Raw genomic sequence first — 15,884 nt, forward strand, 5'->3', positions numbered from 1 at the left:
CCAGGTTGCCGATCCGGTACTGCGGTGTCGGCATGGCTTCAGCTGGCGGCCTGCAGCGCCGCGCGGCCAGCGGCGATGCAGGCGCTGTCTTCCTGCGGCGTGTGGATGCGGCCGCAGAGCACGTCGCGGTGGTAGCGCTCCAGCGGGTTGGCGCGCGCCATGCCGTGGTTGCCGGTGAGCTTCAGCGCGCGTTCCACCACCTCGATGGCGTTGCGCGTCACGGCGGTCTTCAGCAGCCCGCTGTCGGCCGGGGACCAGGGGTGGCCGGCGTCGCCGTCGCGTGCGGCGGCGTCCAGCTGCAGCCGGTTGGCCTGCAGCAGCAGCTCGATCTCGCCCAGCGCCTCCTGCGCCCGTGGCAGCGTGGCCAGCGGCGCGCCCAGGCTGGCGGGCGCGCGGGTGCGCAGGAAGTGGATCAGCCAGTCGCGCGCGTTGAGCGCAATCGCGTCGTACAGCGCGCCCAGCAGCACGTGCATCCAGTGCTGCTGCTCGGCGTCCGGTGCGCGTGACCAGTCGGCCGGCTCGCGCAGTTCCAGCGCATGCGAGGCGGGGATCAGCACCTGTTCCAGCAGCACGTCGTGGCTGCCGCTGGCGCGCTGGCCCAGGCTGTCCCAGGTCTTGACGATGCGCACGCCGGGTGCCTGGCGCGGCACCAGGAAGGCGCCTGTGCGCACAGGGGTTTCGTCGCTGCGGCCCCAGACCACCAGCCAGCTCAGGCCTTCCACGCCGGTGCTGTAGAGCTTGTGGCCGGACACGCGCCAGCCTTCGGCGCAGCGCTGCGCCACCGTGGCCGGCAGCCCGCCGCGCGCGGGCGTGCCCAACTCGGGCTCCACGCGCAGCGCGTTCAGCAGCGCGCCGTCGTGCACCACGCTGTGCAGCACCTGCCGGCGCAGCGCCTCGGGCCAGCCGTTGCCGGGGTGGGACAGCGCGCGCGTCTGCAGGTACTGCATGGTCAGCACCAGCGCGGTGGCCGGGTCGCCGCGCGAGACGGCGGCAATCACCTCGCGTGCCCGCTGCAGCCCGGCGCCGGCGCCGCCATCGGCCTCGGCCACGGTCAGCGCGAGCAGGCCGTGGCGCTGCAGCAGCGCGAAGTTGGCATGTGGGAAGCTGGCTTCGGCGTCATGCACGGCACTGGTCGCGGCCAGCGCGGCGCTGAGCGCCTGCAGGTCGACCTCGGCGGCCCGGCTGGCGAGGGTTGCCGCCTTGGCGTGGGAGTCGGGCGCGAATTGGGCCGGTTCGGCGAGCAAGGTCATGGCGACTGCAGGGAAAACGAGTGACGCTGGCTGCGCAGGCTAGAGGCCTGCGCGAGGCGGGTCAAGCATGCGATATGAGCATGTTCATTCGAAATCATCATTTGATGTGCGCATGATCTGGGGCTAGCGTCCGGGGCCTGTCCAGACCCTTCTTCAGGAGACGCCATGTCGCTCGAGATCATCGGCATGATCAGCACGCAGCACCAGTCGGAGACGCACGCCCCGAGAGGCCCGGTGATTGACCGCGATTACACCCGCCGTTTCGCCCAGGCCCATGAGTCTGCCGGCTTCGACCGGGTGCTGGTGGCGCAGCACTCCACCGGCCCGGACGCCAGCCAGGTCATTGCCTACGCCGCGTCGGTCACCGACAAGCTGCAATTCCTGCTGGCGCACCGGCCCGGCTTCATCGGCCCTGCCTTCGCGGCCCGCCAGCTGGCCACGCTGGAAAACTTCACCGGCGGCCGGCTCGCGGTGCACGTGATCTCCGGCGGCTCGGATGCCGAGCAGCGCCGCGACGGCGACTTCCTCGACCACGACAGCCGCTACGCCCGCACCGACGAATACCTGCAGGTGCTGCGCCAGACCTGGACCTCGGACAAGCCCTTCAACCACGAAGGCGCGCTGTACCGCTACGAAGATGCGTTCTCAGAGATCAAGCCGCTGCAGCAGCCGCACATCCCGATCTTCTTCGGCGGCGCCAGCGAAGCCGCGCTGCGCGTGGCCGGCAAGCACGCGGACGCGTATGCACTCTGGGGCGAGCCGCTGGCCGAGTCCGGCGAGCTGATCCGCCGGGTGCGCGGCGAAGCGGCGCGGCATGGCCGCAAGGTCCGCTTCTCGGTTTCGTTCCGTCCCATCATTGCCGACACCGAAGCCAAGGCCTGGGCCCGGGCCGACGCCATCCTGGCCGAGACCCGCCGCCTGCGCGCGGCCAGCGGCGCCGGCCAGGGCACGCCGCTGCAGAGCGAAGGCGCGCGCCGGCTGCTCAGCGCGGCCGAGCGCGGCGACGTGGTCGACGAGCGGCTGTGGACGGCCATCGCCCGCGAGTCCGGCGGCCGCTCGAACTCGACCTCGCTGGTTGGCACGCCCGAGCAGGTCGCGCAGGCGCTGGCGCGCTACATCGACCTGGGCGTGGGCACGCTGCTGATCCGCGGCTTCGACCCGCTGGAAGACGCACTCGACTACGGCCGCGAGCTGATCCCGCGCCTGCGTGAACTGGCCGCCGAGCGCGAGGCGCGGGGGCAGGATTTGCACAAGGAGGCGGCATGAGTGCGCCCGCCCGGCCGCCCGAAGGGCGCGCTCGCGTCCCTCTCGGAGGGACCCGCGAAGCGGAGGGTGCTCCAGTGAGCCCCGCCCGGCCGCCCGAGGGGGCTCATCCCCGCTTGGCGGGGCCGACCGTAGGTCGTGGGGTGCGCCAATGAGCGCCGTACTGAACGAAGCGCCGGGGCTGCAGGTCGACTTTGACCCGCTCGAAGGCCTGGCCGTCAACACGCCGCCGCGCCAGCACTTCTGGTGGGATGAATCCGCCCTGCCCGCGCGCAACGTGGCGCAGGAGCGCCGCCACCGCCAGGAGAAGCTGGCCATCACCTTCCGGCTGTTCGCGCGCCAGGGTTTCGACGTCGGCCTGGCCGGCCACGTGACCGCCCGCGACCCTGCGCTGCCGGACCACTTCTGGGTCAACCCGTTTGGCCTGCACTTCAGCCGCATCCGCGTGTCGGACCTGCTGCTGGTCAATTCGCGAGGCGAGATCGTCGTCGGCCGCGGGCCGCTGAACCAGGCTGCCTTTGCGATCCATGCCGCGATCCACGAGGCGCACCCGCAGGTCATCGCCGCGGCCCACACCCATTCGCTGCACGGCAAGGCCTGGTCCACGCTGGGCCGGCTGCTGGACCCGCTGACGCAGGACGCCTGCGTGTTCTACAACGACCACGCGCTGTTCGACGACTTCACAGGCGTGGTGTTCGAAGAGGACGAGGGCCGGCGCATTGCCCAGGCCATCGGCACCCGCAAGGCGCTGATCCTGAAGAACCACGGCATCCTCACGGCGGGCCCCACGGTCGAGGCGGTGGCCTGGTGGTACATCGCACTCGAAAACGCCGCCCGCACCCAGTTGCTGGCCGAAGCCGCCGGCACGCCGCAGCTGATCTCGCCGGAGGTCGCCGAGCACACGCATGCGCAGATCGGCCGTGCCACCGGCGCCCGCCGCGCGTTCGACAGCCTGGCTGCCGTGCTGGTCGAGGACGAGCCGGAGGTGCTGACGTGAACGGTGACATTGGGCGCCGTGCTTTGCTGCAGGCGACGGGCGCCGGCGCCGCACTGCTGGCGGCGCCGGCCTTCGTGCGCGCCGCCGGCAAGCCGGTGCTGAAGGCGGGCGACCAGAAAGGCGGCCTGCGCGCGCTGCTGGAATGCGCCGACGAGCTGAAGAACCTGCCGTACGAGATCCAGTGGGCCGAGTTCCCGGCCGCCGCACCGCTGGCCGAAGCGCTGAACGCCGAGGCCGTCGAGCTGGGGCCGATTGGCGACGCGCCGCTGATCTTCGCGCTGGCGCAAGGCGTGCGCATCAAGGCTTTTGCCGTGAACCGCAGCGATGCCTATGGCACCGCGGTGCTGGTCAAGACCGACTCGAGCCTGCGCACCGGCGCGGACCTGAAAGGCAAGAGCGTCGCGACCAACCGCGGCTCCATCGGCCACTACGTGACGCTGCGCACGCTGGCCGCCGCCGGCCTGCAGCCCGGCGACGTGCAGTTCCGCTTCCTCGCCCCGTCAGACGCCAAGCTTGCGCTGGTCGGCGGCTCGGTGGACGCCTGGGCCACCTGGGAGCCGTACACCGCAGTGGCCGAAACGGTGGACAAGCTGCGCGTGCTGAGCAACGGCCGCGGCCTGTGGTCCGGCCTCAGCTACATCGCCGCGACCGACACTGCGCTGCGCGACAAGCGCGAGGTCCTGGTCGACTTCCGCGCCCGCACCGAACGCGCCCAGCGCTGGGCCAACGCCCACATCGGGGACTATGCCGACACCCTGGCCCGCATCGTCGGCATCCCGGCACCGGCCGCCCGCCTCGCCTACGAACGCCGCCAGACCCGCTACCTGCCGATCGACGCCGCGCTGATCGCCGAGCAGCAGAAAACGGCCGACGTCTACTTGGACGCCGGCCTGCTCGCCAAGCGGCTGGTGGTCAGCGAGACGTTTGTCAGCGTGTGAGGCGTCGGGCGCCTGCGTTCGAGATCGGCTTGAGCACCGCGTAGGTCTCCGAATCCTGGTTTTGGCGGGTGGTGTTGCGGACTTGGGCCAGGATGTCGCCCTGGTCGTTGATGGCCAGCGTGAGCTCCACGACCCAGCCGGCGGCCTGGGTGTCCGCACTCAGCAGGCTGGTGAGCAGGGTCGGCACGCCGTCCTTCCAGATCACCGCCCTGCCGTCGCAGGAGCCAACCGGCAGGTCCAGGTTGTTGATCGCGCTGACGCTGCAGCCCTGGTACTGGGCCGTGGCCAGCAACTCCAGCTGGCCGGCCTTCCAGAGCATGGGCATTTCGGTGTCCCGGCCGAAGTCGATGTAAGAGCCGGCCGCCGTGCCGTGGTCGTTGATGTCATCGAAGATGGAACCGGTGAGACCGGACAGTGCCGACATGTCCTGCAACTGGCCGTCCTTCCAGACCATGGTGCTGTAGTAGCCGTCGCTGCCAAAGCCGAAGCCGATCACCCAGCCGTTGGCCGCCGTGCGATAGGCCTCCGGGAAGCTGACGCCGGCAGGCGCGGGCAGCACGGTGGGTGGCAGCGCAGGGTCGGTCCACAGCACTGGCTGCTGCACGCCATTCTTGTACGCCAGGCCCACCGCGTGGCCCTGGCTGTCCACGTCCAGTGCCATGCAGCCACAAGGCTCGCCGGCCGGCGCGAAGGAGGCAAAAGGCGTGATCGAGCCATCGGGTCGCCACAGCACGCTGAGGCTGCGGTCGTACGCATAGGCCACCATGTAGTTGTTCTGCGCGCTGAGCCTGGCCATGTCGAACGACCACTGCTCCGGGTTCTTCAACACCTTCGCGCGGCCGTTGGTCCACAGCACCGGGTAGTACATGGACTCGTTCTTCCTGCGGCCCGCGCCCGACGCCACGCCGGCCTCGTCGATGGCCTCCGGCCAGGCATAGGCCAGCTTGCCAAACGGTGCCAGCACTTGCAGCGTGTAGGTCTGCGCGCTGGCAGACTGCGGCGCGCCCAGCAGCGCAGCGGTGGCGGCAAAGCTGGCCAGAACGGTGTTCGAAAACAATGACATCGGGAACCTCCTTGATGTTTGAAAACAGAGGCTGCCGACGCTTGTACTACTGCGGTGCGTTGCCGGCAGCGGCGCGATCGTAGTTCGATCCAGCGCGCGGCCGACGGGGGCCCCCTAGAACCCGCGGCGGGTCGCGACAGGGCTTGATGGCGATGGCGAGCGGGCCGGTGTCAGGCCGGCAGCCGCATCGGCATCTTCTTGTGGCACTGCGGGTAGCCGGTGCAGCCCCAGAACGGGCTGCCGTCGGTGCGGCGGGCGCGTTCGGTCATCTTCTTGCCGCAGCTCACGCAAGTCGGGCGCCAGTAGTCGTTTTCGAGCGCGAGGGTCAGCAGCAGTTGTTGCTCCTCGGGCGAGCGCTGGGCGATCAGCGCGAGCAGGCGTTCGCTGTCCAGCAGGTTGATGCGGTGCTCGCGGGCGAAGGCTTCGGCTTCGGGGGTGAAGCCTGAGGTGGTGGCGAACTGGCCGCGGCGCACGTCGCGGGCGGCCATGGTGCCGCTCAGCGCCTGCAGCCGGTCCACGCCGACGCGCCGGCCGTGCCAGTGCTTGCACTGCACCACGCTGACCGGGCGGCCGGGCTGGTGGCGCGAGTACAGCCAGAGGTCCACGCCGTCGTCGTCGGCATGGGACTTGGAACGGGTCTCGAAACCGGCCTGCTGGAACAAGGCCTCGACCACGGCTTCGAAACGCCGCCATTCAATGGCCTCGAAGACGGCCACGCTCCAGGCAGTCGGCCGCTCGGGCACCAGGCTGGCGGTGGCGGGCAAGGTGCCGGCGACGCGGCGCGGGCTCAGCTGGTTGCGGGTGGAAATGGCGCCCGGCGCAGGCGGGGGTGCGGGAGGGCGGGCCGGCTTGAGCGGCAAGACCGAGGCTGATGCTGGCGGCAGGGTGGACGGCGGTTCCGCGTGCCGGCTCTCCACGCCGATGCCGGGGCCGGCTTCCTCGAACAGCGAAGGTTCGACCCGGTCGCCCTCGCTGCGTTTGCGCGAGCGGCGGGTCGCGCCGTCGCCCATGCGCTGGCCGTCCCATGGGCTGACGCTGGCGCGGTGCTGGTAGCGCAGCCACAGGAAGCCCGCAACGCCCAGTGCGAGCAGCCCCCAGCCGACGGGCGCTGCGCTGGCGAAGGTCGGTGCGTAGGCTGTCTTGCCCAGCAGCAGCGGCAGCAGTGTGAACAGCAGGCCCAGGCCGGCGACGACGATGGCGGTGTCCTGCTGCCGCCTGGCGCTTCTTGCCTGTTGTCGTTTCGACGAATGCTTGCTGGCCACTGGCTTGTCCTACTGCTGCTGCGCTTGCGTGTGCGCAGCCATGATAGGGGCAGCCACCGGCCGCTGGCAGCCCCCAAAGGACGGGCCAGCGACCGCCGGGCCCTGCGGCCCGACCAGTCGTTCAGAAGATTTCAGGCACGATCATCTCGTCCGGCACCGGGTTGCGCGAGTAGTCCGCATGGCGAACGCGCGCGGGCAATTCAACCGGCGGGTGCGGCACCTCGCTGTAGTCGAATTGCGACAGCAGGTGCGTCATGCAGTTCAGCCTGGCCTTCTTCTTGTCCACCGCCTGCACGATCCACCAGGGCGACTCGGGGATGTGGGTGCGCTCCAGCATGACTTCCTTGGCCCGCGTGTAGGCCTCCCAGCGGCGGCGCGACTCCAGGTCCATCGGGCTCAGCTTCCACTGCTTGAGCGGGTCGTGCATGCGGCCGAGGAAGCGCAGGTGCTGCTCGTCGTCGGTGATCGAGAACCAGTACTTGATCAGCTTGATGCCCGAGCGCATCAGCATGCGCTCGAACTCGGGCGCCGAGCGGAAGAACTCTTCGTACTCGTCGTCGCTGCAAAAGCCCATCACCCGCTCGACGCCGGCGCGGTTGTACCAGCTGCGGTCGAACAGCACCATTTCGCCGGCAGCCGGCAGGTGGGCGGCATAGCGCTGGAAGTACCACTGGGTGCGCTCGCGGTCGTTGGGCGCCGGCAGGGCGACCACGCGGCAGACGCGCGGATTCAGCCGCTGCGTGATGCGCTTGATCACGCCGCCCTTGCCGGCTGCGTCGCGGCCTTCGAACAGGATCACGACCTTCTGGCCGGTGCTGGCGACCCAGTCCTGCAGCTTGACCAGCTCGCCCTGCAGCTGGAACAGGGTGCGGAAGTACTGGCGGCGTTCGTCGCGGCTGGCGTCGGTGTCGGCGGGGCGGGTGCCGTCGACGTCCAGGCTGGTGAAGCTGTCTTCGGATTCGAGCTCGAAGGCTTCGTCCAGGCTGTCCAGCATGTCGGCTTCGATGCGGCGAATCAGCTCGCCATGGTCGGATAAAGGCAGGGCCATGGGCGCTCCGTGGGTAGGATGGGGACGGCCTGGCATGCTCGGCTGCATGCATGTCGGCACTGTGACAGGCGGCCGGGCCGTCGCGCCAGTGTGACAGCCCGGCCGGCCCGGGCACCGGCCTCGCATCGGACCGGCACCATGCGAGGCCGCCAGCGCTGCTTTACTGATCCCAGGATTCCCGATGAACCCTCGTTACGGACCCGACGAAAAAGGCCTGATCTGCGGCTATTTGTTCGCACCTGGCCAGCCCGGCCAGCCCATCGGGCCGGACCAGGCGCTGGTCTGGCTGACCGGCAGCGACCAGGCCAGCCGCGGCGAATTCGTCTGGCTGCACTTCAGCCTGGCCGACGCGGCGGCCGAGCCCTGGCTGCGCGAGAACCTGGACCTGCGCGACGAGTTTTTCGAGGCGCTGCACCAGGGCTCGCGTTCCACGCGGCTGGAAGACGTGCAGGACCAGCTGCTGGCCGTCATCAACGACGTGGCCTACGAATTTTCGTTCGACCCGTCGCAGATCGCCACGCTGTGGCTCAACGTGGACCGCCGGCTGCTGGTCAGCGCGCGGCTGCATCCGCTGCGCTCGATCGACCGGCTGCGCCAGGCCGTGCGCCAGGGCGAGCAGTTCGCGTCGCCCGTCGCCTTGCTCACGCATTTGCTGAACGACCAGGCCGACGTGCTGGCGCGCATCGTGCGCGACGCAGCGGTCAAGGTCGACGACATCGAGGACGGTCTGCTGCACGACCGTGTGCGCCACACCCGGCGCGAGCTGGGCCAGCTGCGCCGGGTGCTGGTGCGGCTGCAGCGCCTGCTGGCACCCGAGCCGGCGGCGCTGTTCCGCCTGCTGCGCCAGCCGCCGCGCTGGATCGCGCAGGACGACCTGGAGGAGCTGCGCCAGTCGACGGAGGAGTTCTCGCTGGTGATCCGCGACGCGGCGGCGCTGCAGGAGCGCATCAAGCTTCTGCAGGAAGAAATGGCAGCGCTGGTCGACGAGCGCACCAGCCAGACGCTGTTCACGCTGACCATGGTCACGGTGCTGGCGCTGCCGATCAACATCACCACCGGCTTCTTCGGCATGAATGTTGGCGGCATGCCGCTGTCCGACAGCCCGCACGGCTTTGCGATCACCGTCACCGTGGTCACGGTCTGCACGCTGATTGCCGCGTGGATTGCGTTTCGGCGCAAGGATTGAGGTGCCTCATCAGGAGGCTTCGACAGGCTCAGCCCGAACGGGAGTTTGTGCTCGGGCTGAGCCCACACGCCGTTCACCCTGAGCCCACACTCCGTTCGCCCCGAGCCTGTCGAAGAGTCCATGACCCGTGCCAAAACCCTTCCGTTCGCCCTGAGCCTGTCGAAGGGCTTCGTGATCAATGCTCAGTTCATCCGAACTTCGGCATCCTTGCCCAGCTTCGGCTGCTCGCCAGTCACGGCCGCCTTGGCCATCTTGTAGAGCTGCACGATCTTGCTGTCGTCCACGTCCCAGTAGTGGGCATGCGAGATGCGGACTTCGACCAGCGCGGCGTCCGGGTCGTCCACGCCGCCCTTGAAGTAGGCGTCGTTCAGCTTGGACCACAACTCGCGCTTCTTGGCTTGGTCCGTGCTCACGCTGGCAATGCCGGAGACCGAGACGTAGCTGTCATCGCTCGGGTTGGCATAGCCGATGTTGACCTGCGGGTCGGCCAGCAGGTCGCTGACCGAGTCACCGCTGCGCGACATGAAGAACCACAGCCGATCGTCTTCGTCGATCGTCTTGTTCTGCGTGGTCATCGGCCGGCTGTGCAGGTGGCCGTTGGCGTGGCGGGTGGTGAACAGGCCGAACTTGGTGCCCTTGATCAGCGACCAGAGTTTTTCGCGGGAATGAGTGTCGGAGGTCATCGTTGTGCGTCCCTTGGCTGGGGCGCGCCCGGGGCGGGCACGCAAGACCGTCAGGGTGCCGCGCCTGGGTGGTGACGCGTATCGGCTCACCGGCCGCAGTGGCGTAGGCGCAGGCCTGCAAGGCCCGGGACTCGCATTGGACCGGGGGCCGTCCTGCGCCTTCGATCAAACGACTGGGCTGCCTGCCAACGGCTTGGACGGGGGGCTCCCGAGATGGTGCCTCGGACGATCTCAAGGCTCGCGCTGGTGGTTTAGTTAGTCCGGCCTTAAGTTCGTCGCAAAGATGCCGAAAAGAGTCCACCCACCTTTTCGATGTGCCGATGAAATTCTCATCCCTGCTCGTCGCCATTGCGGCGGCTCTTCTTCATCCCGCCGCGAATTCGGCTGACGAGTCCGTCTCCGGATGGGTCGCTGAGTTCGTCAATGAACACTCGGGTCAAGTGCAGCTCATGGCGATTCCTGCTTCCGGGGCTGCTTGCACCATCACCGGGCCTGTTAGTGGGAAGATTTTTGCCGGAGAGACTTCGGTTCGGCCTGGACTCTCTCCCGATGGAAGAAAGGTTGCCGTTCCACGGCTAAGAGACATCTTGTTGATGAGGCCCGCAACCGACGAGGAGATTTCGGGAGTGAAAGCTGCACCGCGAATCCTTGGAGATGTTCAGAACTCCAAGGGCCCTCTGTGGGCATTCGAAACGGTACAGGGAGCCACGTGGATCACTGATGGTACGTCCGCTGGGCGCTCCGGTATTCGGTGCGATGGGCCAGGCTTTACGCTTCCTGCCCGCGAATTTCCAGGCATTGAATGGGGGGTGTCGAAACTGATCGGATACACAAGTCCTGCAGCTTATGCCGCATCTGCAGCAGAAGTAGACCGGATTGTTCGCGAAGAATCACTTGCTCGCGACCGTAAGGACCGAGGCGAAATGCGTGCCTTGGCTGCCTTTCAATCGGGCTTAAAAGCCGGCGACATGACCAACTGTGGCATGGTCGTCGAGGTGAGGCCGTCAATTTTGCAAGTCCAGATGCGCGAAACACTGCGATGGGTCCGTCGCGACCAACTGCGCCAGTCGAGTGTCAAGTCTTGCAATGTCGAGGGTTGACATTTGAGGAGCCTCTAATTATGGCGAGCATGCGTCATCCACCGTGGTCATCTCCGATGCCCTGACTAAGCGCCTGCAAGAATGCGAGTCGCTCGCGCAAGGCCTTGGCCTTGCCCACGAGCATGGGCGGCAGAACTCCGCCGAACACCCGGTGGACTGGTGACCACCAACCCTCATGTTGGCCAAAGCCGAACGGGAAATATGAGGCACCTTAAAATCCAGCCGGCCAAGCAAGCTGCCAGTCCGCCCGGCCGCCCGCAGCCTCCACCAACCGCGCATTCGGCTCATCATTCCCCAGCGCCCACGCCCGCGCTTCCTCAGCGCTGCGGCCATGGCGCTGGTGGCGCGCAATGAGCTGGGCCAGGCGCTGGTCCTGCTCGACCGCCACGTGCCAGCATTCGTCCAGCAGCGGGCGTACGCCGGCCCAGTCGCCCTGGTCCAGCAGCAGGTAGTTGCCCTCGACGATCAGCAGTGGCGTGTCGGCGGCAATCGGTAGCGCACCGGCAATCGGCTCCTCGATCTCGCGCCGAAAGTCGGGCGCGTAGACGATGCCGTCGCCAGGCCGCTGCTGGCGCAGCCGCTGCAGCAGCGCGACAAAACCTGCCGCATCGAAGGTGTCTGGCGCGCCCTTGCGGCCGGCGCGGTTCAGCCGCTGCAACTCGGCCTGCGCGAGGTGGAAACCGTCCATCGGCACGACTCGCGCAACAGGCCCGAGCTCGGCCTGCAGCCGTGCAGCGACGGTGGACTTGCCGGCACCCGGCGGCCCGGCTAGGCCCAGCAGCCGCCGGCCGCCGCGGGCCAGCAGGGCACGGGCGCGTTGCAGGGCTTCGGCCGGGAGCTGCATGGTCAGCTGACCTCGCTGCGGCGCGGCAGGTCGGCGCCGCGGCGCGAGCAGGTGATGGCTGCCGCGCGGGTGGCCAGCGCCAGGATGCGGGCGGTCTGCTCGGTGCTCAGGCCGCGCACGCCGTCTGGCGTCAGCAGGCCCATCTCGTTCAGCGCGGTCAGCAGCATGGCCTGGAAGGTGTCGCCAGCGCCCACGGTGTCGATCACGTCGACCTTCACCGGCGCGGCCTTCACATGGCCGGCGGCGGACCAGGCCTCGGCCCCCTCGCCGCCGCGGGTGATGACGACCAGCGCAGCGCCGGCCTGGAGCCAGCCTGCTGCCAACTCGGCCAGCGGCACGCCTGGGTAGAGCAGGCCCAGGTCCTCGTCGCTGACCTTCAGCAGGTGCGTGCGCGGCACCATCCAGTCCAGCACCTCGCGCCAGCGCGCCAGGTCCGGCTCGACATTGGCGCGCACGTTCGGGTCATAGGCAATGACGCTGCGCAGGTGTTCGCGCTCGACCAGCGCACGTTGCGTGCTGCCGGTGGGCTCGATGACCATCGCGTACGAGCCGAAGTGGTAGGCCTGGGCGGCGGGCTGCGCGGCGGCCACGCTGTCCAGCGCAGACAGTGGCAGCTGGTACTCGGCGGCGCCGTGGGAATAAAACGCGTAGTCCGGCACGCCGCTGGGGCGCACGCCGACCAGGCTCAGCGTGGTCGGCGCATCGGTGCGCTGCACGAGGCTGGTGTCCACGCTTTCAGCTTCCATCGCAGCCATCAGCCGCTCGCCGAGGAAGCCGCGCGAGATGCCGCCGAAAAAGCGCACCGGCTGGGCCAGCCGCGCGAGACCGATGGCGACGTTCAGCGGCGAGCCGCCAATGCGCGCGTCCAGCGTGTGACCGGTGGCGGTGCTGCCGAGGTCGAACACGTCCATCAGCGCTTCTCCGCTGACCACGATCATGGAAATCTTCCTTTGCTTGCTGGCCCGCGGGCCGGGTTGGGAACGAGGCGAATTGTGAAGACAGCCCGCCGGCCCGGCACAGGGCACACGGGCCAACGATGACGGGGAAAACGCGGTGACCGCTGGCGGCGACCAGGCGTAGAACGGACAGCGCGACGGGACCGCCATGCCCGGGGCCCGGGGCTGGCCGGCGTGCCGCTGACGCGCCGGCACGGCAGGTCCGCAGCATGCCGCTCGCGTCGCGGCGGGATGCTAGTGGTTTTCCATTAATCAATCTACTTGATTTATTTATCCACTGTTTCCAGAATCCGCTCCACAACAAGCCGCGCCGCCTTCGGCGTTTTTTGCCCCAGGAGACCCATCCCGATGTCCTGCTTCCGCTCCGCTCCTCTGACCACGCTGGCCGTCGCCGCCTGGCTGTCGCTGGCCGCATCGCCTTCGCTGGCCGAAGACGCGCCGGTGATCGGCCTGATCACGAAGACCGAGACCAATCCGTTTTTCGTCAAGATGAAGGAAGGCGCGGCCGAAGCCGCCAAGGCCAAGGGCGCGAAGCTGCTGACCGGTGCCGGCAAGGCCGATGGCGACAACGCCGGCCAGGTCACCGCGATGGAGAACATGGTCGCGGCCGGTGCCAAGACCATTCTGCTGGTGCCCAGCGACAGCAAGGCCATCGTGCCGGCGATCAAGAAGGCGCGCGACAAGGGCGTGCTGGTCATCGCGCTGGACAGTCCGAGCGACCCGCCCGAGGCGGTGGACGCGCTGTTCGCGACCGACAACTACCAGGCCGGCGTGCTGATCGGCCAATACGCCAAGGCCGCGCTGGCGGGCAAGACGCCGGTCATCGTCACGCTGGACCTGTTCCCAGGCCACCCGGTGGGCGCGCAGCGGCACAACGGTTTCCTCAAAGGCATGGGCCTTGCCGCCCCCGAGGCCAAGAGCAACGAGCTGGGCAAGGGCGCCGAGATCGTCTGCATGGCCGACAGCTATGGCGACCAGGCCAAGGGCCAGACGGCAATGGAAAACTGCCTGCAGAAGGCGCCCGGCGTGAACCTGGTCTACACCATCAACGAGCCCGCCGCGGCCGGTGCGTACAACGCGCTGAAGAAGGCCGGCAAGGAGAAGGGCGTGGTCATCGTCTCGGTGGACGGCGGCTGCCAGGGCGTGAAGGACGTGGGCGCCGGCAAGATCGCCGCGACCAGCCAGCAGTACCCGCTGAAGATGGCCGCGATGGGTGTGGAGGCCGGCGTGACCTTCGCCAAGACCGGCAAGAAACCCAGCGGCTACACCGACACCGGCGTGATGCTGATCGCCGACAAGGCCGTGGCCGGTGTGAACAGCCAGACGGTGGCCAAGGGCACCGAACTCTGCTGGGGCAAGAAGTAATGTCTGCGCCGCTGCGCGCAGGAGGACCTGCGATGACACCCGATCCGACCGCCGCCGCAGCGGCGCCCGCCACGTCTTCTCCCACCGGACCGACCTTGGTCACAGTGGCCCCGGCCGCACCAGCAGGCGCCATCAGCCACTTGCCGCCCGGGCTGACCCTGGCCTCGCTCGGGCCGTTCATCGCGCTCTTGATCGCCTGCGTGTTCTTCGCGACGCAGAGCCCGATCTTCCTGACCGGTGGCAACTTCTCGCTGATCCTGCAGCAGGTCGCCGTGGTCGGCGTCATCGCCATCGGCCAGACGCTGGTGATCCTCACGGCCGGCATTGATCTGTCCTGCGGCATGGTGATGGCGCTGGGCGGCATCGTGATGAGCAAGCTGGCGGTGGACGCCGGCCTGCCGGCACCGCTGGCGCTGCTGGCCGGGCTGGCGGTGACCACGCTGTTCGGCCTGGTCAACGGGCTGCTGGTCACGCGGGTCAAGCTGCCTTCGTTCATCGTCACGCTGGGCACGATGAACATCGCGTTTGCGATCACGCAGCTGTATTCCAGCTCGCAGACCATCACCGACGTGCCGCCGCTGATGACGGCGCTGGGCAACACCTTTGCCATCGGCGGCACCGAGTTCGCGTGGGGCACGTTGCTGATGCTCGCGCTCTATGGCGTGGCCTGGTTCGTGTTGCGCGAGACGGCCGCCGGCCGGCATGTCTATGCCGTGGGCAACAACCCCGAGGCGACGCGCCTGGTCGGCATTCCGACCCAGCGCGTGCTGCTGGTGGTCTACGTGACGGCCGGCTTCTGCTATGGCCTGGCCTCGCTGCTCAGCGTGGCGCGCACGGGCGTGGGCGACCCGAATGCCGGCCAGACCGAGAACCTGGACGCCATCACCGCGGTGGTGCTGGGCGGCACCAGCCTGTTCGGCGGGCGCGGCGTGGTCATCGGCTCGCTGATCGGCGCGCTGGTGGTCGGCGTGTTCCGCAACGGGCTGACGCTGATGGGCGTGTCGTCCATCTACCAGGTGCTGGTCACCGGTGTGTTGGTGATCCTTGCGGTCGCTGCCGATCAACTTTCCCGCCGAGGCGCACGCTGATGTCCACGTTTTCGACCCCGACCAATTCGCACATCGCGCCCACGTCCAAAGCCAAGATCGTGATGCAGGCCACCGGCCTGGTGAAGCGCTATGGCCAGGTCACGGCACTGGACGGTGCCGACTTCGAGCTGCGTGCCGGCGAGATCCTCGCGGTGATCGGCGACAACGGCGCCGGCAAGTCCTCGCTGATCAAGGCGCTCTCCGGCGCCACGTTGCCGGACTCGGGCGAGATCCTGCTGGACGGCCAGCGCACGGTGTTCAAGAGCCCCATCGACGCACGCCGTGCCGGCATCGAGACGGTCTACCAGGACCTCGCGGTGGCGCCGGCGATGACGATTGCCGAGAACCTGTTCCTTGGCCGTGAGCTGCGCCGGCCTGGCCTGCCAGGCACGCTGCTGCGCATGCTGGACAAGCGCCGCATGCTGGCTGAGAGCGCGGCGCGGCTGGCGGAACTGAAGGTCGGCATCCGCTCGATGTCGCAGGCGCTGGAGACGCTTTCGGGCGGGCAGCGCCAGTGCGTGGCAGTGGCGCGTGCGGCGGCCTTTGCGCAGCACGTGGTCATCATGGACGAGCCGACCGCGGCGCTGGGCGTCAAGGAAGGCAACATGGTGCTGGAGCTGATCCGCCGCGTGCGCGACAAGGGCCTGCCGGTGGTGCTGATCTCGCACAACATGCCACACGTCTTCGAGGTGGCCGACCGCATTCATGTGGCGCGGCTGGGCAAGCGAGCGGCGGTGCTGAATCCGAAGAAAATCAGCATGAGCGACACTGTGGCGGTGATGACAGGCGCGCTGCGGCCGGATCAATTGCCCGCCGAAATGCTGGCAGCTTGAGTTCTGTT

The 15,884-nt window shown here is 68.5% G+C and carries 15 protein-coding genes; 8 read left to right on the forward strand and 7 right to left on the reverse strand.

Features of this window, described 5'->3' with window-relative positions; translation table 11 throughout:
• Window positions 1-38: 38 nt before the first annotated feature.
• A complete protein-coding gene (locus LRH25_RS23770; RefSeq protein ID WP_231012502.1) occupies window positions 39-1,250 on the reverse strand; it encodes an acyl-CoA dehydrogenase family protein in 1,212 nt (403 codons plus the stop codon).
• A gap of 165 nt (window positions 1,251-1,415) precedes the next feature.
• On the opposite strand from LRH25_RS23770, the gene LRH25_RS23775 reads away from it, so the two are divergent.
• The 3 genes from LRH25_RS23775 to LRH25_RS23785 all read left to right on the forward strand — a co-directional run bounded on the left by LRH25_RS23775 (window position 1,416) and on the right by LRH25_RS23785 (window position 4,448).
• Window positions 1,416-2,516, forward strand: a complete 1,101-nt coding sequence (locus LRH25_RS23775) for an LLM class flavin-dependent oxidoreductase (protein WP_231012504.1) — start codon at window positions 1,416-1,418, stop codon at window positions 2,514-2,516.
• A gap of 148 nt (window positions 2,517-2,664) precedes the next feature.
• Entirely contained in the window at window positions 2,665-3,510 is an 846-nt protein-coding gene (locus LRH25_RS23780) for a class II aldolase/adducin family protein (protein WP_231012506.1), read from the forward strand.
• The gene (locus LRH25_RS23785) at window positions 3,507-4,448 is read left to right on the forward strand and encodes an ABC transporter substrate-binding protein (protein WP_231012507.1); all 942 of its coding nucleotides are present in this window, start codon (window positions 3,507-3,509) and stop codon (window positions 4,446-4,448) included. Before LRH25_RS23780 ends, LRH25_RS23785 begins: the two co-directional genes overlap by 4 nt.
• Here the strand turns inward: LRH25_RS23785 and LRH25_RS23790 are convergent.
• The 3 genes from LRH25_RS23790 to ppk2 form a co-directional block, all read right to left on the reverse strand.
• A complete protein-coding gene (locus LRH25_RS23790) occupies window positions 4,438-5,511 on the reverse strand; it encodes a hypothetical protein (protein ID WP_141291165.1) in 1,074 nt (357 codons plus the stop codon). The two genes, LRH25_RS23785 and LRH25_RS23790, sit on opposite strands and share 11 nt — an antisense overlap.
• 170 nt (window positions 5,512-5,681) lie before the next feature.
• Entirely contained in the window at window positions 5,682-6,773 is a 1,092-nt protein-coding gene (locus LRH25_RS23795) for a restriction endonuclease (protein ID WP_231012519.1), read from the reverse strand.
• A 121-nt stretch (window positions 6,774-6,894) separates the two neighbouring features.
• Window positions 6,895-7,821 carry a polyphosphate kinase 2 gene (ppk2, locus tag LRH25_RS23800; RefSeq protein ID WP_141291454.1) on the reverse strand — a complete coding sequence of 309 codons (927 nt, stop codon included), beginning with the start codon at window positions 7,819-7,821 and terminating at the stop codon, window positions 6,895-6,897.
• A gap of 181 nt (window positions 7,822-8,002) precedes the next feature.
• On the opposite strand from ppk2, the gene LRH25_RS23805 reads away from it, so the two are divergent.
• Window positions 8,003-9,007 (forward strand): transporter, encoded by a 1,005-nt coding sequence (locus LRH25_RS23805; RefSeq protein WP_231012521.1) that lies wholly within the window; start codon window positions 8,003-8,005, stop codon window positions 9,005-9,007.
• A gap of 182 nt (window positions 9,008-9,189) precedes the next feature.
• Here LRH25_RS23805 and LRH25_RS23810 read toward each other — a convergent pair whose 3' ends face one another.
• Entirely contained in the window at window positions 9,190-9,690 is a 501-nt protein-coding gene (locus tag LRH25_RS23810) for a pyridoxamine 5'-phosphate oxidase family protein (RefSeq protein WP_141290809.1), read from the reverse strand.
• Between the two features lie 320 nt (window positions 9,691-10,010).
• Between LRH25_RS23810 and LRH25_RS23815 the strand changes: the two genes are divergently transcribed.
• The gene (locus LRH25_RS23815; RefSeq protein ID WP_141290811.1) at window positions 10,011-10,790 is read left to right on the forward strand and encodes a hypothetical protein; all 780 of its coding nucleotides are present in this window, start codon (window positions 10,011-10,013) and stop codon (window positions 10,788-10,790) included.
• A gap of 211 nt (window positions 10,791-11,001) precedes the next feature.
• Here the strand turns inward: LRH25_RS23815 and LRH25_RS23820 are convergent, their stop codons facing one another.
• Window positions 11,002-11,640: a nucleoside/nucleotide kinase family protein gene (locus tag LRH25_RS23820; RefSeq protein ID WP_375142184.1), complete on the reverse strand. Its 639-nt coding sequence runs from the start codon at window positions 11,638-11,640 to the stop codon at window positions 11,002-11,004.
• Window positions 11,637-12,572: a carbohydrate kinase family protein gene (locus tag LRH25_RS23825; protein ID WP_231012527.1), complete on the reverse strand. Its 936-nt coding sequence runs from the start codon at window positions 12,570-12,572 to the stop codon at window positions 11,637-11,639. Before LRH25_RS23825 ends, LRH25_RS23820 begins: the two co-directional genes overlap by 4 nt.
• 366 nt (window positions 12,573-12,938) lie before the next feature.
• Between LRH25_RS23825 and LRH25_RS23830 the strand changes: the two genes are divergently transcribed.
• Genes LRH25_RS23830 through LRH25_RS23840 form a run of 3 tightly spaced genes read left to right on the forward strand, consistent with a single transcriptional unit; the run spans window position 12,939 to window position 15,876 of the window.
• On the forward strand, window positions 12,939-13,955 hold the full coding sequence (locus LRH25_RS23830) for a sugar ABC transporter substrate-binding protein (protein ID WP_141290254.1): 1,017 nt from the start codon (window positions 12,939-12,941) through the stop codon (window positions 13,953-13,955).
• 32 nt (window positions 13,956-13,987) lie between these two features.
• A complete protein-coding gene (locus LRH25_RS23835; RefSeq protein ID WP_141290255.1) occupies window positions 13,988-15,043 on the forward strand; it encodes an ABC transporter permease in 1,056 nt (351 codons plus the stop codon).
• Window positions 15,043-15,876 (forward strand): ATP-binding cassette domain-containing protein, encoded by an 834-nt coding sequence (locus tag LRH25_RS23840; RefSeq protein WP_141290256.1) that lies wholly within the window; start codon window positions 15,043-15,045, stop codon window positions 15,874-15,876. The genes LRH25_RS23835 and LRH25_RS23840 overlap by 1 nt, the downstream gene beginning before the upstream one ends.
• Window positions 15,877-15,884: the final 8 nt, after the last annotated feature.

Origin of the sequence: Ideonella azotifigens (assembly GCF_021043325.1) — a bacterium.
GTDB classification, from domain to species: Bacteria; Pseudomonadota; Gammaproteobacteria; order Burkholderiales; family Burkholderiaceae_C; genus Ideonella; species Ideonella azotifigens.